Genomic DNA, 25,115 nt, shown 5'->3' on the forward strand with positions numbered 1-25,115 from the left:
TGCCCTGATACAACGACAATTGTTGCCGGGAAACCACATAATCGCCGGATCGCCCCGGCGGACCGATCAGCCCGCCGCCCGTTCAGGCCGGGGGTACGCCGTCCAGCCTCCCAGGCTCGACACCGACGTCGATCCCGAGCGTGTCCAGCCGCTTGCGCAGCGTGTTGCGATTGATCCCCATCGCCCGGGCGGCGCGAAGCTGGTTATGGCCGTGCCGCGCGAGCATCAGCTCGATCAGCGGCCGCTCGACCTCGCCGATGACGCGGTCGTACAGGCTGCCATCGTCGAGCGCGGCGGGATCGTCGCGCTCGATCTGCGCGATCAGGGCACGGACCGCTCCCTCCATGTCGAGATTGACGGGATCGGCGCCCCGCGTGCGTGCGCCGAGCATCGTCTGGATCGCGTCCGCACCGATGACCTCGTCGCGCGACAGGACCGCGAGGCGACGCATGAGGTTTTCGAGCTCGCGGACATTGCCCGGCCAGTCATACGCCCCCAGCGCGACGATTGCATCGCTGGCGAGCTGTCGCCGTGGCAGGCCCTGGTTGGCGGCGTGATCGAGGAAATGCCGGGCAAGCAGCGCGACATCCTGCCGCCGCTCGCGCAGCGGTGGCAACGTGACGGGGACGACGTTCAATCGATAGAAGAGATCCTCGCGGAACTGGCCGCTCGCGACCTGCGCCGCGAGATTGCGGTTGGTCGCTGCGAGAATGCGGACGTCGACGCGGATCTGCCGCGCACCGCCGACCGTTGTAAACTCGCCCGACTGGAGCACGCGCAACAGCCGCGTCTGGGCATCCATCGGCATGTCGCCGATCTCGTCGAGGAACAGCGTCCCCCCTGCCGCCTGCTCGAACCGTCCGGCATTGCGCGCGCCGGCCCCCGTGAAGGCACCGCGCTCATGCCCGAACAGCTCGGCCTCGATCAGCTCGCGCGGGATCGCGGCCATGTTGAGCGCGACGAACGGGGCCGCGCTGCGATGGCCGAGATCGTGGATCGCGCGCGCGACGAGCTCCTTGCCCGTCCCCGACTCGCCCGAAATCAGGACGGTCAGGTCGTTCGAGATGACGCGTGCGATGACCCTGTAGACGTCCTGCATCGCCGCGGACCGGCCGATCAGCGGCAGTTCGCGGTCCTCGGCGCCGATCCCGTCATCCGTCAGGATCCCGCCGCGCGCAGCCGCGCCCGTCACCGCCCGCGCCAGGACGTCGAGATCGAACGGCTTGGGGAGATATTCATACGCCCCCGCCTCGGCCGCGCGGACCGCGGTCGTCAGCGTGTTCTGCGCGGACAATATGATCACGGGTAGCGTCGGAAACCGCGTCGTTATCGAGCGGACATGCTCGAGCCCGTCACCGTCCGGCAGGATGACATCGGTGATCAGGACGTCGGGCACCGCGATCGCCAGCGCGCGCTCGAGCTGAGCAAGGCTGTCCGCGACGACGACGTCATGGCCCGCGCGACGCAGCGCCTGCGCGACGACGGTGCGGATGGCGGCATCGTCGTCGACGACGAGGACCTGGCTCATGCGCAGACCCTCACGACGCGGCCCGTGGCAGCAGCAAACGTAGAACCGTCATTTCCGGAGTCCCCTCTCGCGCATATTGCACGATCCCGCCCATGTCGCGCGTCAGCTTGTCGACCAGCGCGAGACCGAGCCCCTGCCCCTCGCGACGCCCCGAGACAAACGGATCGAACAGGTGTTCGGCGATGTCGGGGGGGGCGCCGGGCCCGTTGTCGAACACGCAGATTTCGATCGGCAGCGGTTGCCTCGGCTTGCCCGGCGCGCCGCTGACGGTGATTCCGTGACGATAGGCCGTCGTCATGATGATCCGCGCACTGTCTTCGTTTCCAACGGCTTCGCGCGCGTTCTTCAGCAGGTTGATGAGGATCTGGAGAAGCGCATCGCGGTTGATCTGCGCGGGGGGCAGCGAGGGATCGAACCGCTCCTCGATCGTGATCCCGCGCGCGAACCCGGCCAGTGCCAGCCGCCGCGCATGCGTCAGGAGCGGATAGATATTCTCCGCGGCGAGCGGCAAGGGTCGCGTATCGCTGAAGTCCTGCATCCGATCGATCAGCGCGGCGATGCGGTCGACCTCGGTCGTGATCAGCGTCGTCAGTTCGCCGGCACCGAGCAACTGCGCGGCCCCGCGGATACCCGACAGCGGATTCTTGATCTCGTGCGCCAGCATCGCTGCCGCCCCGACCGCAGCGCGCGCCCCGCCCGTTCGGTCGGCGAGATATCCGAGGCGACGCGAGATCGCGGCCGAATGCAGCGTGATCGCCCGCCAGCCGGGATGATCCGGGATCAGCGTCTCCGCGAAGTCGACACGGATCTTCACGCCGCGTGCGGTGACGATCTCGGCATCATAGACCGCGAGCCCGCGGTGCTCGGAGTTTCGCATCGGGTCGGGCGTCGGCAGGATCGTCGCGATCGGTTGCCCCAGCATCACGCGTTCGGACTGGTTGAGCAATGTCTCGGCAAGCGCGTTGGCGTGCGCGACACATTCGTCCGGGCCGACGACGATCGCGGCGACGGGCAATGCGGCGAAGAGTGCGTCGAACCCCGGGCGACCGGTGATCGACGGCTCAGGCTGCGGCAAGGTGACGCCAGGGCGCGTAGAACTCGGCGAGCATCGCCTTGACCTGATTGGGATCCGCAATCTGGTTCACACGGTTCCGGAACTCCGCCGAGCCGTGCAGCCCCTTGGTGTACCAGCCGATATGCTTGCGCGCCATGTTGACGCCGGTCTCGATCCCGTAATGTTCGAGCATCGCCTCGTAATGGCCTGCGATCGCGGTATATTGCTCGTCGATCGACGGATCGGCAATGCGTCGTCCGGTCGCGAACCACGTCATGACCTGGTTGAGCAGCCACGGCCGGCCATAGGCGCCGCGACCAATCATCAGGCCGTCCGCGCCCGAGTGGTCGAGCGCCGTCTCCGCGTCCTCGATCGAGCAGATGTCGCCATTGACGATGACCGGGATCGTGACGGCATCCTTGACCTGCCGGACGAACCGCCAGTCGGCGCTGCCCTTGTACATCTGGTTTCGCGTCCGGCCGTGGACCGTGATCAGCTTGACGCCGAGGTCCTCCGCGATCCGGGACAGTTCGGGCGCATTGAGGCTGTCATGGCACCAGCCCATCCGCATCTTGAGCGTCACCGGCACCTGGACCGCCTTGACGGTGGCCTCGATGATCTGAGTCGCAAGCTTTACGTCGCGCATGAGCGCCGACCCGGCATCGCCGTTGACGATCTTCCGGACCGGACATCCCATGTTGATGTCGACGATCGCCGCACCGCGATCCTGGCTGAGCCGCGCGGCTTCCCCCATCTCGTACGGAGTGCAGCCGACGAGTTGCATCGATACGGGTTCCTCGAGCCGATCCCACGCCGCCTTCTGGATCGACTGCCGCGTCTCGCGGATCGCTGCCTGGCTCGCGACCATCTCCGTCACGTTCAGTCCGCTGCCGTAGCGACGAACAAGCGTGCGGAACGGCATGTCGGTCACACCTGTCATCGGCGCGAGAACGACGGGACTTTCGATACGGACCGGGCCGATCTGGATTGGAGATAGCTGACGCATGATGTGCCCAAAAAAGAGGCAGTTATACAGGTCGAGGCGGTGACTGACAAGCCGGGGCGACCCCGCGCCTGGCGGACTGGTCTGGCTTTGATCGACGCGCTAATTGCCGGGGATGATGAATGCCTCCGATCCCCAGCCTGCCCGGCCTTCCGCACGTACCGTCGCGATGATCGTCGCGGCCGGTGCCGGCGTACGCGCGGGCGGCACTGTGCCCAAGCAATTCGCTGTCGTCGCCGGGCGGCCGATGCTCGTGCATGCCGTCACCGCAATGCAGGCCCACCCCGCCATAACCGACATGATCGTCATCGTTGCCAGCGACCAGGTCGCGCTGGCCCGCGAGGTACTGGCGGACCTCCATGACGTGGTGACGATCGTCATCGGCGGCACGACGCGGCGCGACTCGGTTGCAAACGGGCTCGTACACCTTGATGATGCCGACCGCGTGCTGATCCACGACGCGGCGCGCCCGTTTGTACCTGCCGCGGTGATCGGTGCCGTCGTCGACGCGCTGTCGACGTGCGACGCCGCCATCCCGGTCATGGCGGTCGTCGATACGCTGGCACGGGGCGAGAGCGAGGACGGCGCCACCTGGCTGGGCGACGTCGTCCCCCGCGACGCGCTCTACCGCGTCCAGACGCCGCAGGGATTCCGGGTCGGACCGCTACGCGCCGCGCATGCCGCATGGCCCGGCGACGAGGAAGCCACCGACGACGGCCAGATGGTCCGCCGACTTGGCGGACGCGTCGCATTCGTGCAGGGCGATCCGATGCTCGACAAAGTAACGCATCCCGATGATTTCGCTGCGGCAGAAGCCCGCGCCCCCCGTGAGACCCGCACCGCGATGGGGTTCGACGTCCACCGTCTCGAGACCGGCGAGGAGCTTTGGCTCGGCGGGATCAGGATTCCCCATGACAAGGGGCTGTCGGGACACAGTGACGCCGATGTCGCGCTGCACGCACTGACCGATGCGCTGCTCGGCACGATCGCGGCGGGCGATATCGGCACGCATTTCCCGCCAAGCGATCCGCAGTGGAAAGGCGCTGATTCGGCGCAATTCCTTCAGCATGCGGCGCGGTTGATCGCGGACATGGGCGGCAGGATCGGCTTTGTCGACCTGACCATCATGTGCGAGGCGCCGAAGATCGGCCCGCACCGCGGCGCGATGACCGTGCGGATCGCCGAGCTTCTGCACCTGACCCCCGACCGGGTCAGCATCAAGGCAACGACGACCGAACGCCTCGGCTTCACCGGGCGCGGCGAGGGGATCGCGGCGCAGGCCGTCGCGACGATCACGCTCCCCACCAGCAGTTCAGGAGCACAGGGTTGAAGCTTTCGGCAATCCTCATGGCAGCGGCGGCGATCGCCAGCCCGGTCAGCGCGCAGGCGCAGTGCATCACCGCACCCGAAGCCGAGGCGATGACGCTGGTCGCGCTGCCCGACATCATCCGCGAGACGGGGCGCGTCTGTGCGGCGCAGCTTCCTGCGACCAGCCTGGTACGCAACCAGTCGAGCGCGCTGATCGGCCGCTATCAGGGCGAGGCCGATCGCGCCTGGCCGTCCGCGCGTGCGGCGATCGTCAAGCTGAGCGACCCGGCGGTCGATGCGCTGCTCGATTCCGAGTTTGCGCGGCCGCTGCTGACCAGCCTGCTCGTTCCGCAGATCGTCGGCCGGATCGCGCCGCGCGATTGCGGGACGATCGACCGGCTGATCACGCTGCTACAGCCCCTCCCCCCGCGCAACACGGCGGGCATCGTCGTCGAGACGCTGCGCTATCTGAAGGCCGACAAGGCGCGTCAGGGCGTCCGGATGGTCCCCGACCTGCCCTTGTGCACGATCCAGGGAAATCGCTGATGGATACCGTCCTGCCCCCCGAACTGATCGACGCCGCGCGGAAGGTCGTCGACGCGAACAAGGCGCTCGGACGACGCGTTGCCGTCGCCGAGAGCTGCACCGGCGGGCTGGTCGCGGCGGCACTGACCGAGATCCCCGGCTCCTCGGACGTGTTCGAGATCGGTTTCGTCACCTATTCCAACGAGGCGAAGCTTCGCCTGCTGAAGGTCAGCGCCGACGTGCTCGAGACGTTCGGCGCGGTGTCGATCGCGGTTGCGTGGAGCATGGCGCAGGGCGCGCTCGAGAAATCGGGGGCCGACGTCGCGGTCGCGATCACGGGCATTGCCGGCCCGGGTGGCGGTAGCGCGAAGAAGCCCGTCGGCACCGTGGTATTCGCCCGCGCTGAAAAAGGCGGCGATCGCAACGACGTCCATGCCGACCGCCGCGACTTCGGCGATCTGGGCCGGGGTGGTATCCGCCTTCAGGCGGCGCTGTGTGCGCTCGAACTGCTGATGCCGGTCGACGATCCCGCGCCGTAAAGCTCGGCGGCACGCGTCTCGAACGCGCCGATCATCTTGCGCAGCGCCGAGCCGAAGACCTGGCCGGCAATCAGCTCGAACATCCGGTTCTTGAACGCGAAGTCGACCGTGAAGTCGACCGCGCACCCGGTTTCGGTCGGCCGGAAATGCCAGTCGTTGCGCAGATATTTGAGCGGACCATCGACATAATCGACCGAAAGGTCCGTCGGCCGCGTCTTTTCGACGCGCGAGGTGAAGGTCTCGCGCAGCCCCTTGAACCCGACGATCATGTCGGCGAGCGTTTCGGTTTCGCTATCGCTGCGGACGCGCATCGCGCTGACCCAGGGCAGGAATTCCGGGTAGCGACGGACGTCGGCCACCAGGTCGAACATCTGTTCGGGTGTATAGGGCAGATGGCGCGTTTCGGTATGCTTCGGCATCAGTCGCGAACGACCCCCAGCTTGGCATCGCGGTTGGCACGCAACTTGGCGAAATCGTCGCCGGCATGATAGCTCGAGCGCGTCAGCGGTGACGAGGCGACGAGCATGAAGCCCTTCGCGCGCGCGATCGAGGCATAGGCGTCGAACGCCTTGGGCGTGACGAACTCCGCGACCTTCGCATGCCGCGGGGTCGGCTGAAGATACTGGCCCATCGTGAGGAAATCGATGTCGGCGCACCGCATGTCGTCCATCACCTGATGGATCTCAAGCCGCTCCTCGCCAAGACCCAGCATCACGCCCGACTTGGTGAAGATCGACGGATCATGCCGCTTGACGCTCTCGAGCAGCCGCAGCGACGCGTAATAGCGCGCGCCCGGGCGGATCGTCGGATAGAGCCGCGGGACCGTTTCGAGGTTGTGGTTGTAGACATCGGGGCGCGCCTCGACGATCGACTCGATCGCCGCCTGCGCCTTATTGCGGAAATCCGGTGTCAGGATTTCGATCGTCGTCGTGGGGTTTGACCGGCGGATCGCCTGGATGACCTTCACGAACTGCGACGCGCCGCCATCGGGCAGGTCGTCGCGATCCACCGACGTGATGACGATGTGGTTGAGCCCCATCTGCGCCGCGGCGTCGGCGACGTTCTGCGGCTCCATCGCATCGACCTTGCGCGGCATGCCCGTCTTGACGTTGCAGAACGCGCAGGCGCGTGTGCAGGTGTCGCCCAGGATCATCACGGTCGCGTGCTTCTTCGACCAGCACTCGCCGATATTGGGGCAGGCCGCCTCCTCGCACACCGTGGTCAGGCTTTTCGACCGCATCAGTTCGCGGGTCTTGGCAAAGCCCGCCGAGGTGGGCGCCTTGACGCGGATCCAGTCGGGCTTGCGCGCGCGAGGGATGGCAACCGTGGTCATGTCGTTCATGGTGGCGAGATAGCGATCCCGGCTATCCGAGACAACATGCATGCGGATTTCTGCAGGTTTTACATGAAGGGATCGGGTTTCGGCACCGCGGCCACCGCGGTGATGTAGCGTTCGGACAGATAGCGTTCGAACCGCTGGTGCGCGTCGCACGACAAGCGGAATGCCACATTGGCCAGTTGCGTATCGTCGCCGATTTCATAGTCGACGAGCCCCTCCGCACTCAGCGCGCGCATCCAGCGCGTGACGTTGACGACACTCATCCCGAGCATCGTCGCGACGTCCGCCATGCCGAGCACGCGCCCTTCCGCCTCGCTGATATAGGCGGCGAGGAGGATGTCCCATGCGCTGTCGGCAAAGAGCGATGCCGAGAAGATCTCGGTCCGCGCACGCCGCGCCTCGAACGTCAGCCGCGCCGTCTTGAGCAGCGCTTCGGGCCGCATCGTCGAACTCGGCTGTCTGCCGTCCTGGATTGTAATGTGAATGCGGACGCCCTCCGACGTCCGCGACGCGATCGACACATGGCTCTGGATCCAGAGGTGCGATGAATCGCTTCGGATCAGCCGTTTGACCGTGCTGACCGGGATGCCGTTCGACTGCACCTGCGAGAACAGGTGCATGCACCGCTCGCGATCGGCGGGCGCGGTGAAGTCGAACAGGTTGCTCCCGATGAGTATCTCGGCGGGCGCGCGCAACGTCGCACAGATCGCCGGGTCGGCCTCGACGATCACACCCGCCATGTCGATCATCATGCATCCGAGATTGGTCATCGCCAGAGCCTTGTCAGGCAGCCGCGACGCGGATGCACCCCCTTGAATAAGCGGGACTAACAGCCGACGCGACACCCGTGCGCTAACATGGATTGCATATGTGACACGAAATTCATGTTGATCCGGCGAACGTCAACATCACGAGGCCGTGGCCGGATCAGAGCTTCAGTGCCTTCTTGGCGACCTTGAGTACCGCAGGATCGAGCGGCGGCGGGACCATCCGGACTCCAGCCTCCAGCCGATCAGCGATCACCGTCAGCGCGGCGATCCGCGCAGCCTTCTTGTCGTTGCCGTCGATCACCACCCAGGGCGCCTCGGCCGTATCGGTGCGCTCGAACATTTCGTGCATCGCCTCGAGATAGTCGGCGCGCCGCGACCGGTTGTGATAATCGTCGAGCCCCGTCTTCCAGTGCTTCCACGGATCGCGAAGCCGCGCCTTGAGCCGGCGGTCCTGCTCCTCCTGCGTGATATGGACGAAGATCTTGATCAGCGTGGTATCGTTGCCGATCAATCCCGCCTCGAACGCATTGATCGCGTCATAGGCGCGGCGCCATTCGGCTTCGCTCGCGAATTGCTCGACGCGTTCGACCAGGACGCGGCCGTACCAGCTCCGGTCGAAGACCGCGATCGACCCGTCGGCGGGAAGCCGCTGCCAAAAGCGCCACAGGAAATGATGCGCCTTTTCATCGCTGCTTGGCGCGGCGATCGGCCAGACCCGATAGGTACGCGGATCCCACTCCGCCGACAGCCGCTGAATGATCCCACCTTTGCCCGCGGCATCCCAGCCCTCCAACATGACGACGGCCGGACGCTTGTTGACGATGTGCGCGACCTGGATGTGCTCCAGCCGCTTCTGCAGCGCGGCGAGATCACGCCGATACCGGCCATCATAGTCGTCGCCGGCTTCATACTGCGTGAGATCGATCGACATGGGACGCTCCGTAGTGGAATGGCTACGGAAACGCCCCCGTCTGCCATTCGGCTCCGGACGACGGGGGCAGTCCAGATTTTTCCGGCTGATCGTCGCCGGGCAGGGTCAGCCGCCAGTCGGTGCGACGACCTTGGCCGGATCCTTCGGACCATCGACGGTCAGGCGGATGTTGAGTTCCTTGAGCTGCCTGGCGCTGACCGGGCTCGGCGCGCCCATCATCAGGTCCTCGGCCTTCTGGTTCATCGGGAACAGCACGACCTCGCGGATGTTCGGCTCGCCCGCGAGCAGCATGACCATCCGGTCGATCCCGGGGGCTGAGCCGCCATGCGGCGGTGCGCCGACCTTGAACGCGTTGATCATGCCGGCGAAGTTCGTGTCGACATCGGCCTGCGTGTAGCCCGCGATCTCGAACGCCTTGTACATGATCTCCGGACGATGGTTCCGGATCGCGCCCGACGACAGTTCGACGCCGTTGCAGACGATGTCATACTGGTACGCGAGGATCTCGAGCGGGTCCTTGGTCTCAAGCGCGTCCATCTCACCCTGCGGCATCGAGAACGGGTTGTGGCTGAAGTCGACCTTCTTGGCGTCCTCGTCATATTCGAACATCGGGAAGTCGACGATCCAGCAGAACTCGAAGCGGTTCTCGTCGATCAGGCCGAGGTCCGCGCCGATCCGCGCACGCGCGGCACCGGCGAGCTTGGCGGCGGCGAGTTCCTTGCCGGCGGCGAAGAAGATGCCGTCGTTGGGGCCGAGGCCCATCTCCGCGATCAGCTTCCGCGTCGCCTCCTCACCGTGGTTCTTGGCGATCGGACCGCCGAGTTCGCCGTTCTTCTGCGTGATGTAGCCGAGACCCGCATGACCTTCGGCGCGCGCCCAGTCGTTCATGTCGGTGAAGAACTTGCGGCTCTTCTCGGCGGTGTTCGGTGCGGGGATCGCGCGGACGACGTCACCGCCGGCGACGATGCCCGCGAACAGGCCGAAGCCCGAATCGACGAAGTGGTGGCCGACGTCGTGGATCAGGATTGGGTTGCGCAGATCAGGCTTGTCGCTGCCGTACTTCAGCATCGATTCGCGGTAGGGGATGCGCTTGAACGGCAATGCCGAGACCTTGCGTCCCTTGCCCTGCCAGTCAGCAAACTCCTCGAACACGCCGTGGAGGACGGGCTCGATCGCGTTGAACACGTCGTCCTGCGTGACGAAGCTCATCTCGAAATCGAGCTGGTAGAACTCGCCCGGCGAACGATCCGCGCGCGCGTCCTCGTCGCGGAAGCAGGGGGCGATCTGGAAATAGCGGTCGAAGCCCGCCACCATCAGCAGCTGCTTGAACATCTGCGGCGCCTGCGGCAGCGCGTAGAACTTGCCCGGATGGACGCGGCTCGGCACCAGATAGTCGCGCGCGCCCTCTGGCGACGACGCGGTCAGGATCGGCGTCTGGAATTCGGTGAAGCCCTGATCGTTCATCCGGTTGCGCAGCGAGGTGATGACCTTCGAGCGCAGCATGATGTTCGCGTGAAGCCGCTCGCGACGCAGGTCGAGATAGCGATAGCGCAGGCGGATATCCTCGGGATACTCGGCCTCGCCCGCGACCGGCATCGGCAACTCGCCCGCCATCGACTGGACAGTCGCGGCGGTCGCGCGGATCTCGATCCCGCCGGTCGGCAGGTTCGGGTTCACCGCCTCGGGCGCCCGTGCGGTCACCTTGCCGGTGATCGTGACGACGCTCTCGCTCTTCAGGCCCTCGATGACCTTGAAGACGGGGCCGGACACGTCGGTGACGATCTGCGTGATGCCGTAATGATCGCGCAGATCGATGAAGACCAGGTCGCCGTGATCGCGCTTCTTGTGGACCCAGCCCGACACGCGGACCTCCTCGCCGACCTGTTCGGGACGGAGGGCAGCGCAGTTATGGGTGCGATAGGCGTGCATGATGGGTCTTCTCGGACGATAAACAGGTGTCTCGCGCTTCCCTTCCTCACCCGCCTTTGTCAACCCGGACTACCCTCGCTATGGAAACGTCATGCATATCCACCCGCTTATCTCCGACAGTGCCACGCTCGCCAATCTGTGCGCGCGCATGGCCGACGCCGACTATGTGTGCGTCGACACCGAATTCATGCGCGAGAGCACCTATTACCCGGAGCTGTGCCTGATCCAGATCGCCGACGACAAGGAGGCCGCGGCGATCGACCCGATGGCGCCGGGGATCGACCTGAAGCCGCTGCTCGACCTGCTCGTCGAGAATCACGACGTGCTGAAGGTCGTCCATGCCGGCGGGCAGGATATCGAGATCGTCTACAACCTCACGGGCAAGACGCCCTTCCCGCTGTTCGACACGCAGGTCGCGGCGATGGCGCTCGGCCAGGGCGAGCAGATCGGTTATTCGAACCTCGTCGACAGCTGGCTCGGCATCGCGGTCGACAAGGGTGCGCGCTTCACCGACTGGGCACGCCGCCCGCTCGATGCGCGGCAGATCGAATATGCGATCGGCGACGTGACGCATCTGTCGAAGATCTTCCCCAAGATGCTTGAGCGCCTGCGCAAGACGGGGCGCGGCCAGTGGCTCGATCAGGAGATGGAGCGGCTCGGCGATATCGCCAATTATGCCAACGATCCCGACCTCGCCTGGAAGCGCGTTCGCATTTCCGGCCGCAAGCCGGACGTGCTGGGCCGGCTCAAGGCGCTCGCCCGCTGGCGCGAGCTCGAGGCGCAGGCAAAGGACCTGCCGCGCGGCCGGATCGTCAAGGACGAGACGCTCGGCGACATGGCGGGGCATCCGCCCAAGAAACAGTCCGATCTCGCACGCGTGCGCGGCCTGTCGGCGACCTGGGCGGGGAACGACATCGGCAGCCGCCTGATGGCCGCGATCGAAGGCGCGATGCCGCTCGGCGATGACGAGTTGCCGCCGCGCGACGATCGCAAGCCGGGGCTTGGCAAGGAAGGCTCGCTGGTCGCGGATCTGCTCAAGCTGCTGCTCAAGATCCGCTCGCGCGATATCGACGTCGCATCGAAGCTGCTGGCCCGCACCGACGAACTCGAGGCGCTCGCCGCGGGCGTCCGGCATGGATTGCCGATGCTCGAAGGATGGCGCTTCGACCAGTTCGGTCGCGACGCGCTTGACCTTGTCGAGGGACGGCTGGCGTTCGCGGTCATCAACGGGAAGCTCAAGATGACCCGCACCGAGGATGCCGCATGAAGTACGCGCTTGCCGCCGCCGCACTGGCGGCCTCCGCCTGCACCCCGGTTCAGCTCCGCGACCCGGCCCCCGCCCCGTCTCCGGCCCCAGCCGCCGGCTGCAAGCCCGACGCGCTCGGCGATCTCGTCGGCAAGCGGGCAAGCGACGCGCGCGCCGACGTGATGCAGGCGCGCTCGGGCGCCCGGACGCTCCGCTGGATCGCACCCGATACCGCGGTGACGATGGACTTTCGACAGGATCGCCTGAACGTCTATGTCGACTCGAAGGGTCGGATCGAGCGTTTCACCTGCGCATGACCGACACCACCACGCTCCCCTACCGCCCTTGCGCGGGTATCATGATGATCGACCGGCGGGGGATGGTCTTTGTCGGCCAGCGTCTCGATACCGCGATCGAAGCATGGCAGATGCCGCAGGGCGGGATCGACCCCGGCGAGGATGCGCAGGCCGCGGCGCTGCGCGAATTGTGTGAGGAAACCGGGGTGACGCCCGACAAGGTCGAACTGATCGCCGAGGCGCCCGGCGAGTTCACCTATGATCTCCCCGCCGAACTCATCGGCAAGGCGTGGAAAGGCAAGTGGCGCGGGCAGCGTCAGCGCTGGTTCCTGTACCGGTTTTTGGGGGGCGACGCTGACATCGCGATCGATACTCCGCACCCCGAATTCGGCGCGTGGCGTTGGATTGAACCCAGCGAACTGCCCGCCGTCATCATACCATTCAAGAAATTGCTTTATGAAAAGGTGCTGGCCGCTCTCGCGCCACATCTTGGCGCACCGAGGTAGCGCTATACCGTTCCCATTCCGCGAGATCGACGTTACGGAACGCTGTGCGCGTGACCCGTTTTCCCTTTCTTGCCATATCGGCGTCGGCTGCGGCCATGTGCTCGGTCGCTACGCCTGCGGCAGCGCAGATGGTGATGATTCCGGAGACGATCCGCGCGATGCTTGACGCCGCGCTCGAGGCGGGCAACGAGAACGACGTGTCGACGATCGTCAAATACGCGCGCGCGGCGGACCCGTTGAGCGGCGATGCGGTGCTCGCGATCGCCGAGAAATGGAAGGCCGACCGCGCGGCGCAGCGCACGCAGGTCATCCGCCAGGCGAGCTTCCTCGATCTCTGGAGCGGCAAGGCGGAGGTCGGCGGCTACCTCACGACGGGCAATTCGGATACCGCCGGGGGGAGTGCCGTCCTCGATCTCAACCGCGAAGGTCTTCGCTGGCGTCACAAGTTTCACGGTCAGGCGGACTATCAGTCGAACCTCAACATCACGACGCGCGAGCATTATCTCGCGTCGTACGAGCCCAACTACAAGTTCGACGATCGCGCCTATCTCTATGGCGCGCTCCAGTATGAAGGCGACCGGTTTCTCGGCTACAACAACCGTTACTCGGCATCGGTCGGTGCGGGCTACAGCGTTCTGAAGACGGCACGGACAAGGCTCGACCTCGAACTCGGCCCGGCCTACCGGAATACCGACTTCACCGACGATACGGTCCAGAGCGCGATTGCCGCACGCGGGACGATGAACTTCAGCTGGCGGATCACCAACGGTCTGTCGGTCAGCCAGATCGCGTCCGCCTATGTCCAGCGATACAACAGCACGCTCGGCGGCACGACCGCGCTCAACGCCAAGCTGATCGGTCCGTTGTCGGCGTCGCTGTCCTATACGGTCCAATATGAAAGCGAACCGCCGGTCGGGTCGATGACCACCGACACGACGAGCCGCGCGTCGCTGGTTTACAGTTTCTGACGGTTCCCCCGCGCGCGCGTCCTCGCTAGGGTTCGCGCATGAGAGGACTTTCGCCCAACGAGGCACGGATCATCGGGGGCATCGACGCCGCCCCCATGCTGCAACAGGTACAGACCTGGTCTGCGGTCAATAGCGGTACGCGGAACCTGCCCGGCCTCGCCGCCATGGCCGGGTTGCTCGGCGACGCGTTCGCCGCGCTTCCCGGCGAATTGACGCTCGCGGAGCCCGACGCCGCCGAGACCGTGGCGCCCGACGGCCACGTCTCCGCGATCGAGCATGGCCGGCACATTCATCTGCGCGTCCGGCCCGACGCGCCGGTGCAGATGCTGTTCACCGGCCATATGGACACGGTCTATCCGGTCGATCACCCGTTCCAGTTGCTCCGCACGATGAGCGACGGCACGATCAACGGGCCCGGCGTCGCGGACATGAAGGGCGGGCTCGCGGTGATGCTTGCCGCGCTTCGTACGGTCGAGACGAGCGCGGAATCGGGTCGCCTGGGCTATGAGGTCGTGATCAATTCCGACGAGGAGACCGGGTCCTTTTCGTCGGCCGGGCTGCTCGCGCGTGCCGCCCGGGGCAAGGCCGCCGCGCTCACCTACGAGCCGGCGCTCGCCGACGGTACGCTTGCCGGCGCGCGCGGCGGGACGGGCAACTTCTCGATCATCGTCCGCGGACGCAGCGCGCATGCCGGCCGCAACCCGGAGGAGGGCCGCAACGCGGTCGTCGCGGCGGCGGATATCGCGGTCCGCCTCGCGCGGATCGCCGGCCCCCGGCTGGCGGTCAATCCGGCCCGGATCGAAGGCGGCGGACCCAACAACGTCGTCCCCGATCTTGCGATCCTGCGCATCAACTTCCGCCCCGCGACGCTCGACGACATCACCCGCGCGCAGTCGCATATCGACTCGGTCGTCGCGATGGCTTCGGCAGAACACGATGTCGCCATCACGGTCCATGGCAGTTTCAACCGCCCCCCAAAGCCGATCGACGACGGCGCGGCCCGCCTGTTTGCACTGGTGAAGACCAGCGGCGCGGACCTGGGGCTCGACATCGCGTGGAAGGCCACGGGGGGTGTGTGCGACGGCAACAACATCGCCGCGGCCGGCGTGCCCGTCGTCGATACGATGGGCGTGCGTGGCGGCGCGATCCACTCGACCGACGAATATATGATCCCCGACAGCCTCGGCGAACGCGCCGCGCTGTCGGCACTCACCATCCTGCGACTCTGCGAGAACGGCCTATGACCTTCCGGATCCGCCCTGCGGTCGACGACGATCTGCAGCCACTCTACGAAATGGCGAAGCTGACCGGGGGCGGGTTCACCAACCTTCCGCCAGACCGCCGCGCGCTGCGGGCCAAACTCGATCGCAGCCATGCCGCGTTCGCGCGGGCCGATGCCGATGCCAGTCCCGATGCGAGCGTCCGCGACGAGCTGTTCGTGCTGGTTCTCGAAAACACCGTCACCGGCGACGTCCGCGGCACCTGCCAGCTGTTCACGCATGTCGGGCAGAGCTGGCCGTTCTACAGCTACCGGATCGGCCAGCTCACGCAGCACAGCAAGGAATTGTCGCGGACGTTCCGCGCCGACATGCTGAGCCTCGCGACCGATCTGGAGGGATCGAGCGAGGTCGGCGGGCTCTTTCTCCATCCCGGCGAGCGTGCGGGCGGCCTGGGGTTGCTGCTGGCGCGCAGCCGCTATCTGTTCATCAAGGCACACCGCGCGCGGTTCGCCGACCGGATCCTCGCGGAGCTGCGCGGAATCATCGACGAAGCTGGCGGGTCGCCTTTTTGGGACGGGCTTGCCGGCCGGTTCTTCGGGATGAATTTCCAGGATGCGGACCAGTTCAACGCGATCAACGGGCACCAGTTCATCGCCGACCTGATGCCCAAGCATCCGATCTACACCGCGATGCTGTCCGAAAGCGCGCGAGCGGCGATCGGCCTGCCCCACCCGTCGGGCCGTGCCGCGATGCGGATGCTCGAGAATGAGGGGTTCGCGTTCGAGAACTATGTCGACATCTTCGACGGTGGTCCGACGATGACCGCGCGCACCGATCGCGTCCGGTCGATCGCCGAAGCGCGTGACGCGACCGTCGCCGCGATCGGCGCGCGTGGATCGATCGACGGCGGCACGCAGTCTCTCGTCGCGACGGGCAGCCTCGCCGCGTTTCGCTGCGGCTTTGGCGATGTCTCCGTCGGCGATCCCGGCGCCGGGGCGGATACCGTGATCGTCTCGGCCGAGTGCGCGGAGACGCTTGGGATCGCGGCGGGTGACCGCGTGACGCACGTGGCGAGGCTCTGATGGCGTTCGGGACGATGATAGAGATCAATTTCGACGGGCTGATCGGGCCGAGCCATAATTATGCGGGGCTGAGCCCGGGCAATCTTGCTGCGACGCGCAACGCCGGGGGCGTCGCCCACCCTCGGGCCGCCGCGTTGCAGGGGATCGCGAAGATGCGCGCCAATCTCGATCTCGGCCTCGCTCAGGGCATCCTTCTCCCGCATCCCCGCCCCGACCATGGCTGGCTGGCACGTCTGGCGACCAGCTATGCAGACGCGGCGGGGCACCTGCAGGCGCAGGCGGTATCCGCGTCGGCGATGTGGGCGGCGAATGCCGCGACGGTGTCGCCTGCGCCCGATACGCGCGACGGGCGCTGCCATCTGACCGTCGCCAACCTCGGGACGATGCCGCATCGCAGCCATGAATGGCCGGCGACGCTCGCGCAGCTTCGGCTCGCGTTCGCGCACGACGCGTTCGTCGTTCATCCGCCGATCCCGCTGCCGTTCGGCGACGAGGGCGCGGCGAACCATATGCGGCTCTGCACGACGCACGACGCGACGGGGGTCGAGATCTTCGTCTATGGCGAGGCGGGCGGGCCCTTCCCCGCACGCCAGCACCGCGAGGCGAGCGAAGCGGTCGCGCGCGCGCACAAGCTGGATCCTGGCCGCACGCTGTTCGTTCGTCAGTCCGATGCCGCGATCGCCGCCGGCGCGTTCCACAACGACGTCGTCGCCGTCGCCAATGGCACCGTGCTGTTCACGCACGAACACGCTTTTGCCGACAGCGAACGCGTCTATGCCGATCTCCGCCGGTTGATGCCGGGCGTCGAGATCGTCGAGGTTCCGGCGGCGCGCGTCAGCCTTGCCGATGCGGTGTCATCCTATCTCTTCAACGCGCAGCTCGTCTCGCTCGACACCGGGATGGCGCTGATCCTGCCCGAGGAGGCGCGCACCAATGCCGCGGTCTGGGGATGGCTCCAGGAGCATGTCGCGGGCAACGGCCCGATCCGCCGTCTCGAGGTTGTCGACGTGCGCGAATCGATGGCCAATGGCGGCGGACCGGCCTGTCTGCGCCTTCGCGTCGTTGCCGACCCCGCGACGATCGACCCCCGCTTCCTCGTGGATCACGCTTCGCTCGACCGGATCGCCGCGATCGTCACGCAGCACTGGCCGGAGCATATCGCGCCATCCGACATCGGCGATCCGGCATTCGTCCGACGAATCGAGACCGCGCGCGCCGCGCTGCTGGAGTCGCTCGATCTCGTCGCGTTGATCAACGGCTGAGCAGAGGCGGCGGAACCCGCGGGTCGCGGGATCGCCACGCGGCGGCGGCCGCTACCAGTCGTTTGCGACGTGACGCGGATGTTTGCGCCGGTCGGTTTCGCCGAACAGGAACACCTGCATCTGCGGGACACAGGTGCCCGCCAGCGCGACGATCACAGCCGCGAGCGCGGAGATGCCCCAGACCAGTTCGACTATCAGCAGTATCGTTTCCAGCATACTCGACCACCACATGTTGCGACGCAACATTGTACGTTTCGCAGCGCCACCTGTAGCGTGAAGCGTTGAACCGATACTAATTCCAGTTAGTGCGTGTCGACGCTGTGGCGTGATCGTTGACGTACCCGGCGGCTATTGCGCGGGCGGGTCGAGCGTGGATGACAGCGCTGCTGCATTCGCGCGCTGTGTGATCTTGGCATCTTCGATCAGCGCGAGTCGAAGCGCCTCGCCTTCCAGATGGACCGCGGGCATCCCGTTTCGATAGGGTTCGATGGCAGCCTGTTGACGGTGCGGGTCGGCGTGCCGCCGTTGATACCCGACTGCGCGATCGCTGGAACGGGCGGGGCGTTTCGGGGCGATCGCACGCGAGTCGCTGGGCGGCTCGACCGGGTTTTCTGCCACCTCGGCGATGGCGGTCGGATTGTCAGCCGGTTCGGGCACGGCAAGCTCGGGCGCGCGTCTTTCTGGCGGGTCGTGGGGCATAGTGCGGGCCGCGATGACCGGGCTCTGGCGGGGCATCGCACCACGTGGTGATGGCACCAGCTCGACGTCTGAATGTCGCGAGGCGATCAGCATTGCGATGCCGACCACGATCCCGAACATGACCACGCCGACGCCCGCAACGGCGAGCAGCATACGATTGCTCCTTGCCCGCCCCGGCAAGGTGCGTGCGTCATCAAGCGGCGATGCCGAGAGAAACCCGTCCAGGCGGTCATCATCTGCAGACATGTTCGTTCCTCGGAATCGCAGTCACCCTTGGTCATGAGCCGCAGCTACCTGAGGCTGGGCGTTTGCGGGTGCGGAGGCAACCCCAGGCCGCTGGTAGCAAGGCGTTCGTCATCGCGGCGTCGGCTCGGATTGTTCCCCCGTGCGGGGCGGGCTTCCAGACGGATGCTGCCATGTCGGGTTAATTTACATTTAACCATGTTCCTCGAGTGAAAAACCGCAGAAATCCACCGCTGGCGCGACCCTTGCATCGATAGCTTCATGTGGAACCGCTTTGCCCGCCTGTTCATCATCAAGACCAAGTTCGAGGCGTTTCTCGTCATCTATGGCCTCGGGCTCGGCGCCGTCGAGCGCGGTCGACATTATATGGAGCAATATCCTGGCTATGGCGGGTGGCTGCTGTTTGCGGCCTGCTCGACCGCCGTGTTCATGGCCGGCGGGCGATTGATCGATTCGGTCGCAAACCGCCCGCCCGACTGATCGCGCAGCGCGTCGCCGCCGTCGCGCTTTGCCGGTCAACACTTTAAGTTGGTCGCACGCCCCGCGGACATGCTTATCTGCAACGGCATGACAGCGCTTACTCACCTGCAGCGGCTCGAGGCCGAAAGCATCCACATCCTGCGTGAAGTCGTCGCCGAGGCGGAGCGGCCGGTGATGCTGTATTCGGTCGGCAAGGATTCGGCCGTGATGCTGCATCTCGCGAAGAAGGCGTTCTTCCCGGCGCGCCCCCCCTTCCCGCTGCTCCATGTCGATACGACGTGGAAATTCCGCGCGATGTACGAGCTTCGCGATCGCGCCGCCGCGGATGCCGGGATGGAACTGATCGTCCATACCAACCCCGACGCGCAGGCGCAGGGGATCAATCCGTTCGACCACGGCAGTCGCCACACGGATATGTGGAAGACCGAGGGGCTGAAACAGGCGCTGACCGCGGGCGGCTATGATGCGGCGTTCGGCGGTGCGCGGCGCGACGAGGAGAAGAGCCGCGCGAAGGAGCGCATCTTCAGCTTCCGCTCCGCGAGCCATGGCTGGGATCCCAAGGCGCAGCGTCCCGAACTCTGGCGGCTCTACAACACGCGCATCGCGCGGGGCGAGAGCATCCGCGTCTTTCCGCTGTCGAACTGGACCGAGCTCGACATCTGGCAATATATCCTCGCCGAGGGGATCGAGATCGTCCCGCTCTATTTCGCGGCCCCCCGCCCCACCATAGAACGCGACGGCATGGTGTTGATGGTCGACGACGAGCGCTTCCGGCTCCGCGACGGCGAGGTTCCGGTCGAGCGATCGATCCGCTTCCGCACGCTCGGCTGCTACCCGCTGACGGGCGCGGTGGAGAGCGAGGCGGCGACGCTGCCCGCCGTGATCCAGGAGATGCTGCTGACGACGACCAGCGAGCGCCAGGGCCGTGCGATCGATCACGATCAGGCGGCCAGCATGGAGAAGAAGAAGCGCGAGGGATATTTTTGATGACCGCCTATACGCCCGAAGCGCTGATCGCGTCCGACATCGACGCCTATCTTGATACGCATGCCAACAAGTCGATGCTGCGGTTCATCACCTGCGGTTCGGTCGACGACGGCAAGTCGACGCTGATCGGCCGGCTGCTCTACGATTCGAAGACGATCTTCGCCGATCAGCTCGCGACGCTCGAGGCGGACAGCCGTCGGGTCGGAACCCAGGGGCAGAATATCGACTTCGCGCTGCTCGTCGACGGTCTGGCCGCCGAACGCGAGCAGGGTATCACGATCGACGTCGCCTATCGCTTCTTCTCGACCGAGAAGCGCAAGTTCATCGTCGCGGATACGCCGGGCCACGAACAATATACGCGCAACATGGTCACCGGTGCCTCGACCGCGGATCTTGCGGTGATCCTGATCGATGCGCGCAAGGGCGTGCTCACCCAGACGCGGCGCCACAGCTATCTTGCGCATCTCGTCGGCATCCGCGAGATCGTCCTGGCGGTGAACAAGATGGATCTCGTCGGGCATGACGAAGCGCGCTTCGACGCGATCGTCGAGGAGTATCGCATCTTCGCCGCCTCGATCGGCATCAGCCGGTTCGCCGCGATCCCGTTGTCCGGGCTGACGGGTGAGAACGTCGCGACGCCCGCGCCGGCAATGCCGTGGTATACCGGCCAGCCGCTGCTCGCGCATCTCGAGTCCGTCGCGATCGAAGCCGATGCGCGCCAGGCCCTCGACTTTCGCCTGCCGGTCCAATGGGTCAACCGGCCCGACCTCGACTTTCGCGGCTTTGCGGGGACGATCGCGAGCGGGGTGGTGTCGCCCGGCGACCGTGTCCGCATCGTGCCCTCGGGAAAGACGACGACGATCGCGCGTATCGCGACGCTTGACGGCGACCTTGCGCAGGCGGTCGCGGGCCAGTCGGTGACGCTCGTGCTGGCCGACGAGGTCGACTGCTCGCGCGGCGACGTCATCGCGGCCGCCGATGCACCGCCCGAGGCGGCGGATCAGTTCCTCGCGACGCTCGTCTGGATGGCGGACGCGCCGCTGGTGCCGGGCCGCAGCTATCAACTCAAGATCGGTACGCAGCTCGTCGGCGCGACCGTCCAGCCGCCCCGCCACGTCGTCGACGTCAATACGCAGGCGGAACTGTCCGCGCCGACGCTTTCGCTCAACGATATCGGCGTCGCGGAGGTGTATACCGACCGGGCCATCGTGTTCGAGCCCTATGACGCGGGTGCCGAACTCGGCGGCTTCATCCTGATCGATCGCGCGACAAATGCGACCGTCGCCGCGGGCATGATACAGTCGGCGCTGCGGCGTGCGCAGAACGTGCACTGGCAGTCGATCGACGTGACGCGCGAGGCGCACGCCGCGCAAAAGGGCCAGACGCCGCGGATCCTGTGGTTCACCGGTCTTTCGGGGTCGGGCAAGTCGACGATCGCCAATCTCGTCGAGAAGCGGCTGTTCGCGCTTGGGCGGCACAGCTTCCTGCTCGACGGGGACAATATCCGTCACGGGCTGAACCGCGATCTCGATTTCACCGAGGCGGGACGGATCGAGAATATCCGGCGCGTCGGCGAGGTGGCGCGGCTGATGGCCGATGCTGGCCTGATCGTCCTGACCGCGTTCATCTCGCCCTTCCGCGCCGAACGTGACATGGTGCGAGCCATGGTGGACCCGGGCGCTTTCGTGGAAATCTTCGTCGACACGCCGCTGGCGGCCGCCGAGGCGCGCGACGTCAAGGGCCTCTACGCAAAGGCGCGGGCGGGCGAGATCGCCGACTTCACCGGCATATCGAGCCCCTACGAGGCGCCCCAGCGTCCCGACATCCGCATCGATACGACGCACGAAACGCCCGAGGCCGCGGCGGAACGCATCGTCGAGCATGTCCTTGGCGTCTGGAGCTACGAGCTTTGACGGCAATGTCCGAGCGTGACGACGATGGTGCGGGCGCCGACGCGCAGCTCGCGCGGTCGCTTGCACTGGCCGCGGGCGCGCTGCTGCTCGAGATCCGCGCGCGTGGGACACTGTCGAGCAAGGCGCTGGGTGACGCGGGAGACCGTGAGGCCAACACGCTCATCATCGATCGGCTTCGCGCCGAACGGCCCGACGACTTCATCCTGTCGGAGGAGTCGCTCGACGACGGGCGGCGATGCGCGGCGCGGCGCGTGTGGATCATCGATCCGCTCGACGGCACGCGCGAATATGCCGCGGGCCTTGACGACTGGGCCGTCCATATCGGCCTGTCCGTCGATGGCGTGCCCCATGTCGGTTCCGTAGCCGTCCCGGCGCGCGATGCGGTGCACACCACGGACGATCCCGTCCATGTCCGCTGCGAGAGCCGATCGCCGCCGCGTATCGTGGTCAGCCGGTCGCGCGCACCCGACATCGCGCGGCTGGTCGGCGAGACGATGCACGCGACGATGATCCCGATGGGCTCGGCGGGCGCAAAGGCGATGGCGGTCGTCGACGGCCGCGCCGAGATATACCTCCATGACGGGGGACAGTATGAATGGGACAATTGCGCACCCGCGGCGGTCGCGATGGCCGCAGGGCTGCATGCCTCGCGGATCGACGGCAGCCCGCTCGTCTACAATTGCGCGGATCCGCTGCTCCCGGATCTGCTGATCTGCCGCCCCGAGCTCGCCGGGCCGGTGCTGGCCGCCATCGCCGCCGCGCGCCGCTAGGCCTGCTGCATACCGAGATGGAGATAGCGGACGGAGAAGTCCGCGACCTGGCGCAGCGCGGTCCAACTCGGGAAGCTGACCTGCCGGCCGTTGCGAACGATCAGTCCCTCGATTTCGAGCGCGCGCAGCGTCCGGTTGATATGGACCGCGGTCAGTCCGAGCGCGTCGCCGATCTGCTCCTGCGTCATCGGAAAGTCGTAAGCCTGACCGGGCGTCAGCCCTTGGGCGTCAAGCCGTGCCGCGAATTCGCAGAGCAGGTGTGCCAGCCGCGATCGCGCATCCCGCCGGCCGATGTTGAGCACCCATTCGCGGAAGATCGATGCCTCGACCAGCGCGGCAACGAACAGCGCGTGTTCGACCCCCGGCCGCGTCCGGGCGAGCGCCTGCACCGCAGCGCGCGGGATCGTCGCCACGTCGGCGGAGGTCAGCGTCTGGACATTATGGTCGGCGACCTCGAGGTGAAGATGCTGCAGGTCGAGCATGTCGCCCGGAATGTGCAGGGATATAATCTGACGTAGCCCGTCGCTGGTCAGTTTCTGGCGGAAGGCATAGCCGCTGAGCAGGACCGCGTATTTGTCCGGCCGGTCGCCTTCGCGAACGAGATAGGCAGATGCGTCGAAGGTGCGCACCGTATGCGGCAGCGCGAGCAACGCCGCGCGGTCCTCGGCGTCGAGCGGCGCATGCGTTTCCAGCTTGCGGATCATCAGCGTGAGCGGTGGGTCGGTGGTCATGGCATAGCTTCCGCGGTTGGGCGGGAGCACACGCATCTCTCGGTCGTCGACGGCCATCATAGAAGCGACGATGACGTACTATATCATGGATCAACATCGATCACATGGTCTATGTTTCGCCTGCCCTGTACCTCACCGCGGATGGCGTCGCGCCAGCGCGATCCCGGCAAGGTTCTGCGCCCTGCCGATGTGCCGCAGCCGGACCGATTCGAAACTGGCGGCCGCGGTCTGGAACTGCTTCAGGTGCGCACGCAGGCTGTCCGAACGACACGGCGCGGTTCCCCGCGCCTGACCGATGACGAGCATCGAGTCGCCGCGAAGGTCGACCCTTGCTGCCCCGAGATCCCGCGCAACATGCAGCGCGTGGATCGCAGCCATCCATTCTGCATCGCTGTTGTCGCCTGGACCCAGGCCAGTGACGATATGCTCGACGCCCCGTACCACCACGGCGATTTCGATCGCGCCGGGATTGGGACGGCTGCCTCCGTCGAAGTAAAGACGCAAGGCGCTTATCGCCACCTCACGCCTCGCGCGCGGTGGCGGGATCGGTATCCCGACGGGTCCAGGCGAGTCCTGCACCGATCACCATCATTGCGATCCCTGCCTTCGTCGACCCGCGTCGCAGCGCCCCGAGCCCGCCGACCGTCAGCAGGAACGCAGGCATCCCGGCGCCTGCGACCTGCGATGCCACGCCCGCTTGTGCGGTTCGCACGCCGATACCCGGCGCGGCCCGGGCGTCTTGCCCGACCTTCTGACCCGCGTCCGACGGCACCGCGTCGGGCTGGCGCACGCCATCCGCCACGGCCGCCCCACGCTGACCGATCGGCCGGTCGGGTCCGACCGTCGTGTCCGCCACCGTCTGATGCTCGAGCTCGGCGTTGAGTTCGGCCCCCAGTAGGAAGACATAGGCGGACAGCCAGAGCCATGTCAGCAGGACGATCACCGCGCTCAACGACCCGTAGGTCGCGCCGTAATTGCCGAAGTTCGAGACGTAGAAGCCGAAGCCGACCGTCGCGGCGAGCCAGATCAGCGTCGCGGCGAGCGAACCGGGGGTCAGCCACACCCATTTTGCATGCTTGCGGTTGGGCCCGAACCGATAGAGGCACGCCGCCGCCGTCACCGCCAACGCCGCGAGCACGGCGTAGCTGACCATGCGCAGCAGCGTGAGGACGATCGTCGGCGCCGCGGGTATGAGGCTGTCGAGCAGCGCGAATGCCGCGGTCGAAAGCGCGGCCGTCAGCGCAAGGATCACCGCCCCCGCGGTGATCGCGAACGACAGCGCATAGGAAGCGATGAACCCGCGCGTCTCGCTTTCCTCATACGCGATGTTGAGCGCCGTCACGATCGACGACGCGCCTTTCGAGGCGCCGTAGAGGGCGAGGACGAGCGCGAGGATGAGGCCGAACCCCTTCTTGCCCTCGGACGTGCTGACGACGGTCGCAAGCTGGTCGCCGATCACCCGCGCGGCATCGGCAGGCAGGACCCTGAACAGCCCCCGGATGTTGGAGACGACGGTCGCGGTATCGGCGACGAGCCCATAGATCAGGACGATCGATGCGAGTAGCGGGACGATCGCGGCAAACGCGTAAAACGCGGTTCCTGCCGCGATCAGGCCGATATTGTCGCGACCGGCCTCGGCCCAGCTCCGCTTGAGGACGGCCCACCACGCGCCGCCCGACATCGACCACGGGTTCGCAACATCGACGGCATCGCTACCGTCAGCCAATGTCCTCGTCACCTTCGCTTCCCCTTTTTCGGGCATCATCCGACGCGCCGAATGCCCATT

The 25,115-nt window shown here is 66.4% G+C and carries 27 protein-coding genes; 14 read left to right on the forward strand and 13 right to left on the reverse strand.

What is annotated here, in order from left to right:
* Positions 1-82: 82 nt before the first annotated feature.
* Genes ntrC through dusB form a run of 3 tightly spaced genes read right to left on the reverse strand, consistent with a single transcriptional unit; the run spans position 83 to position 3,588 of the window.
* Positions 83-1,528, reverse strand: coding sequence for a nitrogen regulation protein NR(I) (gene ntrC, locus AC0CH3_RS07280; RefSeq protein WP_354299912.1), 1,446 nt, complete (start codon positions 1,526-1,528; stop codon positions 83-85).
* Positions 1,529-1,538: 10 nt separating this feature from the next.
* Entirely contained in the window at positions 1,539-2,603 is a 1,065-nt protein-coding gene (locus tag AC0CH3_RS07285; protein WP_354299914.1) for a two-component system sensor histidine kinase NtrB, read from the reverse strand.
* Positions 2,590-3,588 carry a tRNA dihydrouridine synthase DusB gene (gene dusB, locus AC0CH3_RS07290; RefSeq protein ID WP_056023189.1) on the reverse strand — a complete coding sequence of 333 codons (999 nt, stop codon included), beginning with the start codon at positions 3,586-3,588 and terminating at the stop codon, positions 2,590-2,592. Before dusB ends, AC0CH3_RS07285 begins: the two co-directional genes overlap by 14 nt.
* Positions 3,589-3,703: 115 nt before the next feature.
* Between dusB and AC0CH3_RS07295 the strand changes: the two genes are divergently transcribed.
* The 3 genes from AC0CH3_RS07295 to AC0CH3_RS07305 are packed head-to-tail and all read left to right on the forward strand — an operon-like array spanning position 3,704 to position 5,957.
* The gene (locus tag AC0CH3_RS07295; RefSeq protein ID WP_465237733.1) at positions 3,704-4,915 is read left to right on the forward strand and encodes a bifunctional 2-C-methyl-D-erythritol 4-phosphate cytidylyltransferase/2-C-methyl-D-erythritol 2,4-cyclodiphosphate synthase; all 1,212 of its coding nucleotides are present in this window, start codon (positions 3,704-3,706) and stop codon (positions 4,913-4,915) included.
* Positions 4,912-5,439 carry a hypothetical protein gene (locus tag AC0CH3_RS07300; protein WP_056023192.1) on the forward strand — a complete coding sequence of 176 codons (528 nt, stop codon included), beginning with the start codon at positions 4,912-4,914 and terminating at the stop codon, positions 5,437-5,439. Before AC0CH3_RS07295 ends, AC0CH3_RS07300 begins: the two co-directional genes overlap by 4 nt.
* Entirely contained in the window at positions 5,439-5,957 is a 519-nt protein-coding gene (locus AC0CH3_RS07305; protein WP_354299917.1) for a CinA family protein, read from the forward strand. The genes AC0CH3_RS07300 and AC0CH3_RS07305 overlap by 1 nt, the downstream gene beginning before the upstream one ends.
* Here the strand turns inward: AC0CH3_RS07305 and AC0CH3_RS07310 are convergent.
* The 5 genes from AC0CH3_RS07310 to aspS form a co-directional block, all read right to left on the reverse strand.
* Positions 5,900-6,376 carry a type II toxin-antitoxin system RatA family toxin gene (locus tag AC0CH3_RS07310; RefSeq protein WP_354299918.1) on the reverse strand — a complete coding sequence of 159 codons (477 nt, stop codon included), beginning with the start codon at positions 6,374-6,376 and terminating at the stop codon, positions 5,900-5,902. The genes AC0CH3_RS07305 and AC0CH3_RS07310 overlap by 58 nt on opposite strands.
* The gene (gene lipA / locus AC0CH3_RS07315; protein WP_443019348.1) at positions 6,376-7,290 is read right to left on the reverse strand and encodes a lipoyl synthase; all 915 of its coding nucleotides are present in this window, start codon (positions 7,288-7,290) and stop codon (positions 6,376-6,378) included. The genes AC0CH3_RS07310 and lipA overlap by 1 nt, the downstream gene beginning before the upstream one ends.
* A 68-nt stretch (positions 7,291-7,358) precedes the next feature.
* Positions 7,359-8,066: a PAS domain-containing protein gene (locus tag AC0CH3_RS07320; protein ID WP_354299920.1), complete on the reverse strand. Its 708-nt coding sequence runs from the start codon at positions 8,064-8,066 to the stop codon at positions 7,359-7,361.
* A 157-nt stretch (positions 8,067-8,223) separates the two neighbouring features.
* Positions 8,224-8,997 (reverse strand): polyphosphate kinase 2 family protein, encoded by a 774-nt coding sequence (locus AC0CH3_RS07325; RefSeq protein WP_354299921.1) that lies wholly within the window; start codon positions 8,995-8,997, stop codon positions 8,224-8,226.
* 105 nt (positions 8,998-9,102) lie between these two features.
* Positions 9,103-10,926: an aspartate--tRNA ligase gene (gene aspS, locus AC0CH3_RS07330; protein ID WP_354299923.1), complete on the reverse strand. Its 1,824-nt coding sequence runs from the start codon at positions 10,924-10,926 to the stop codon at positions 9,103-9,105.
* Between the two features lie 91 nt (positions 10,927-11,017).
* Between aspS and rnd the strand changes: the two genes are divergently transcribed.
* From rnd to AC0CH3_RS07365, 7 genes are all read left to right on the forward strand, one after another.
* Complete coding sequence (gene rnd, locus AC0CH3_RS07335) at positions 11,018-12,193, forward strand: ribonuclease D (RefSeq protein WP_056023209.1); 1,176 nt, start codon at positions 11,018-11,020, stop codon at positions 12,191-12,193.
* Positions 12,190-12,489, forward strand: coding sequence for an I78 family peptidase inhibitor (locus AC0CH3_RS07340; protein WP_354299926.1), 300 nt, complete (start codon positions 12,190-12,192; stop codon positions 12,487-12,489). Before rnd ends, AC0CH3_RS07340 begins: the two co-directional genes overlap by 4 nt.
* Positions 12,486-12,974 (forward strand): RNA pyrophosphohydrolase, encoded by a 489-nt coding sequence (locus AC0CH3_RS07345; RefSeq protein ID WP_354299928.1) that lies wholly within the window; start codon positions 12,486-12,488, stop codon positions 12,972-12,974. Before AC0CH3_RS07340 ends, AC0CH3_RS07345 begins: the two co-directional genes overlap by 4 nt.
* A 128-nt stretch (positions 12,975-13,102) precedes the next feature.
* A complete protein-coding gene (locus tag AC0CH3_RS07350; protein WP_235532384.1) occupies positions 13,103-13,942 on the forward strand; it encodes a DUF481 domain-containing protein in 840 nt (279 codons plus the stop codon).
* Positions 13,943-13,980: 38 nt separating this feature from the next.
* Positions 13,981-15,186 carry a hydrolase gene (locus AC0CH3_RS07355; protein ID WP_354299930.1) on the forward strand — a complete coding sequence of 402 codons (1,206 nt, stop codon included), beginning with the start codon at positions 13,981-13,983 and terminating at the stop codon, positions 15,184-15,186.
* Positions 15,183-16,244, forward strand: coding sequence for an arginine N-succinyltransferase (locus AC0CH3_RS07360; protein WP_354299932.1), 1,062 nt, complete (start codon positions 15,183-15,185; stop codon positions 16,242-16,244). The genes AC0CH3_RS07355 and AC0CH3_RS07360 overlap by 4 nt, the downstream gene beginning before the upstream one ends.
* Entirely contained in the window at positions 16,244-17,506 is a 1,263-nt protein-coding gene (locus tag AC0CH3_RS07365) for an N-succinylarginine dihydrolase (protein WP_354299933.1), read from the forward strand. The genes AC0CH3_RS07360 and AC0CH3_RS07365 overlap by 1 nt, the downstream gene beginning before the upstream one ends.
* Positions 17,507-17,557: 51 nt before the next feature.
* Here AC0CH3_RS07365 and AC0CH3_RS07370 read toward each other — a convergent pair whose 3' ends face one another.
* Together AC0CH3_RS07370 and AC0CH3_RS07375 are read right to left on the reverse strand one after the other, a co-directional pair.
* Positions 17,558-17,752 (reverse strand): hypothetical protein, encoded by a 195-nt coding sequence (locus AC0CH3_RS07370; RefSeq protein WP_333993493.1) that lies wholly within the window; start codon positions 17,750-17,752, stop codon positions 17,558-17,560.
* A 102-nt stretch (positions 17,753-17,854) separates the two neighbouring features.
* Positions 17,855-18,451 carry a hypothetical protein gene (locus AC0CH3_RS07375; RefSeq protein WP_354299936.1) on the reverse strand — a complete coding sequence of 199 codons (597 nt, stop codon included), beginning with the start codon at positions 18,449-18,451 and terminating at the stop codon, positions 17,855-17,857.
* Positions 18,452-18,709: 258 nt separating this feature from the next.
* Here AC0CH3_RS07375 and AC0CH3_RS07380 point away from each other — a divergent pair, with 258 nt between their 5' ends.
* The 4 genes from AC0CH3_RS07380 (at position 18,710) to AC0CH3_RS07395 (ending at position 22,598) form a co-directional block, all read left to right on the forward strand.
* Positions 18,710-18,928, forward strand: a complete 219-nt coding sequence (locus tag AC0CH3_RS07380; RefSeq protein WP_333993497.1) for a hypothetical protein — start codon at positions 18,710-18,712, stop codon at positions 18,926-18,928.
* 87 nt (positions 18,929-19,015) lie between these two features.
* On the forward strand, positions 19,016-19,915 hold the full coding sequence (gene cysD / locus AC0CH3_RS07385) for a sulfate adenylyltransferase subunit CysD (RefSeq protein ID WP_354299942.1): 900 nt from the start codon (positions 19,016-19,018) through the stop codon (positions 19,913-19,915).
* The gene (cysN, locus tag AC0CH3_RS07390; RefSeq protein ID WP_354299944.1) at positions 19,915-21,828 is read left to right on the forward strand and encodes a sulfate adenylyltransferase subunit CysN; all 1,914 of its coding nucleotides are present in this window, start codon (positions 19,915-19,917) and stop codon (positions 21,826-21,828) included. Before cysD ends, cysN begins: the two co-directional genes overlap by 1 nt.
* A 5-nt stretch (positions 21,829-21,833) precedes the next feature.
* On the forward strand, positions 21,834-22,598 hold the full coding sequence (locus tag AC0CH3_RS07395; RefSeq protein WP_354299946.1) for a 3'(2'),5'-bisphosphate nucleotidase CysQ: 765 nt from the start codon (positions 21,834-21,836) through the stop codon (positions 22,596-22,598).
* Here the strand turns inward: AC0CH3_RS07395 and AC0CH3_RS07400 are convergent.
* The 3 genes from AC0CH3_RS07400 to AC0CH3_RS07410 form a co-directional block, all read right to left on the reverse strand.
* Positions 22,595-23,329: a Crp/Fnr family transcriptional regulator gene (locus AC0CH3_RS07400; RefSeq protein ID WP_354299947.1), complete on the reverse strand. Its 735-nt coding sequence runs from the start codon at positions 23,327-23,329 to the stop codon at positions 22,595-22,597. The genes AC0CH3_RS07395 and AC0CH3_RS07400 overlap by 4 nt on opposite strands.
* 132 nt (positions 23,330-23,461) lie before the next feature.
* A complete protein-coding gene (locus AC0CH3_RS07405; RefSeq protein WP_354299949.1) occupies positions 23,462-23,833 on the reverse strand; it encodes a ribonuclease HI family protein in 372 nt (123 codons plus the stop codon).
* Between the two features lie 16 nt (positions 23,834-23,849).
* Positions 23,850-25,067: a YihY/virulence factor BrkB family protein gene (locus tag AC0CH3_RS07410; protein ID WP_354299951.1), complete on the reverse strand. Its 1,218-nt coding sequence runs from the start codon at positions 25,065-25,067 to the stop codon at positions 23,850-23,852.
* Positions 25,068-25,115 lie beyond the last annotated feature (48 nt).

The organism is Sphingomonas sp. AC449, assembly GCF_979253475.1.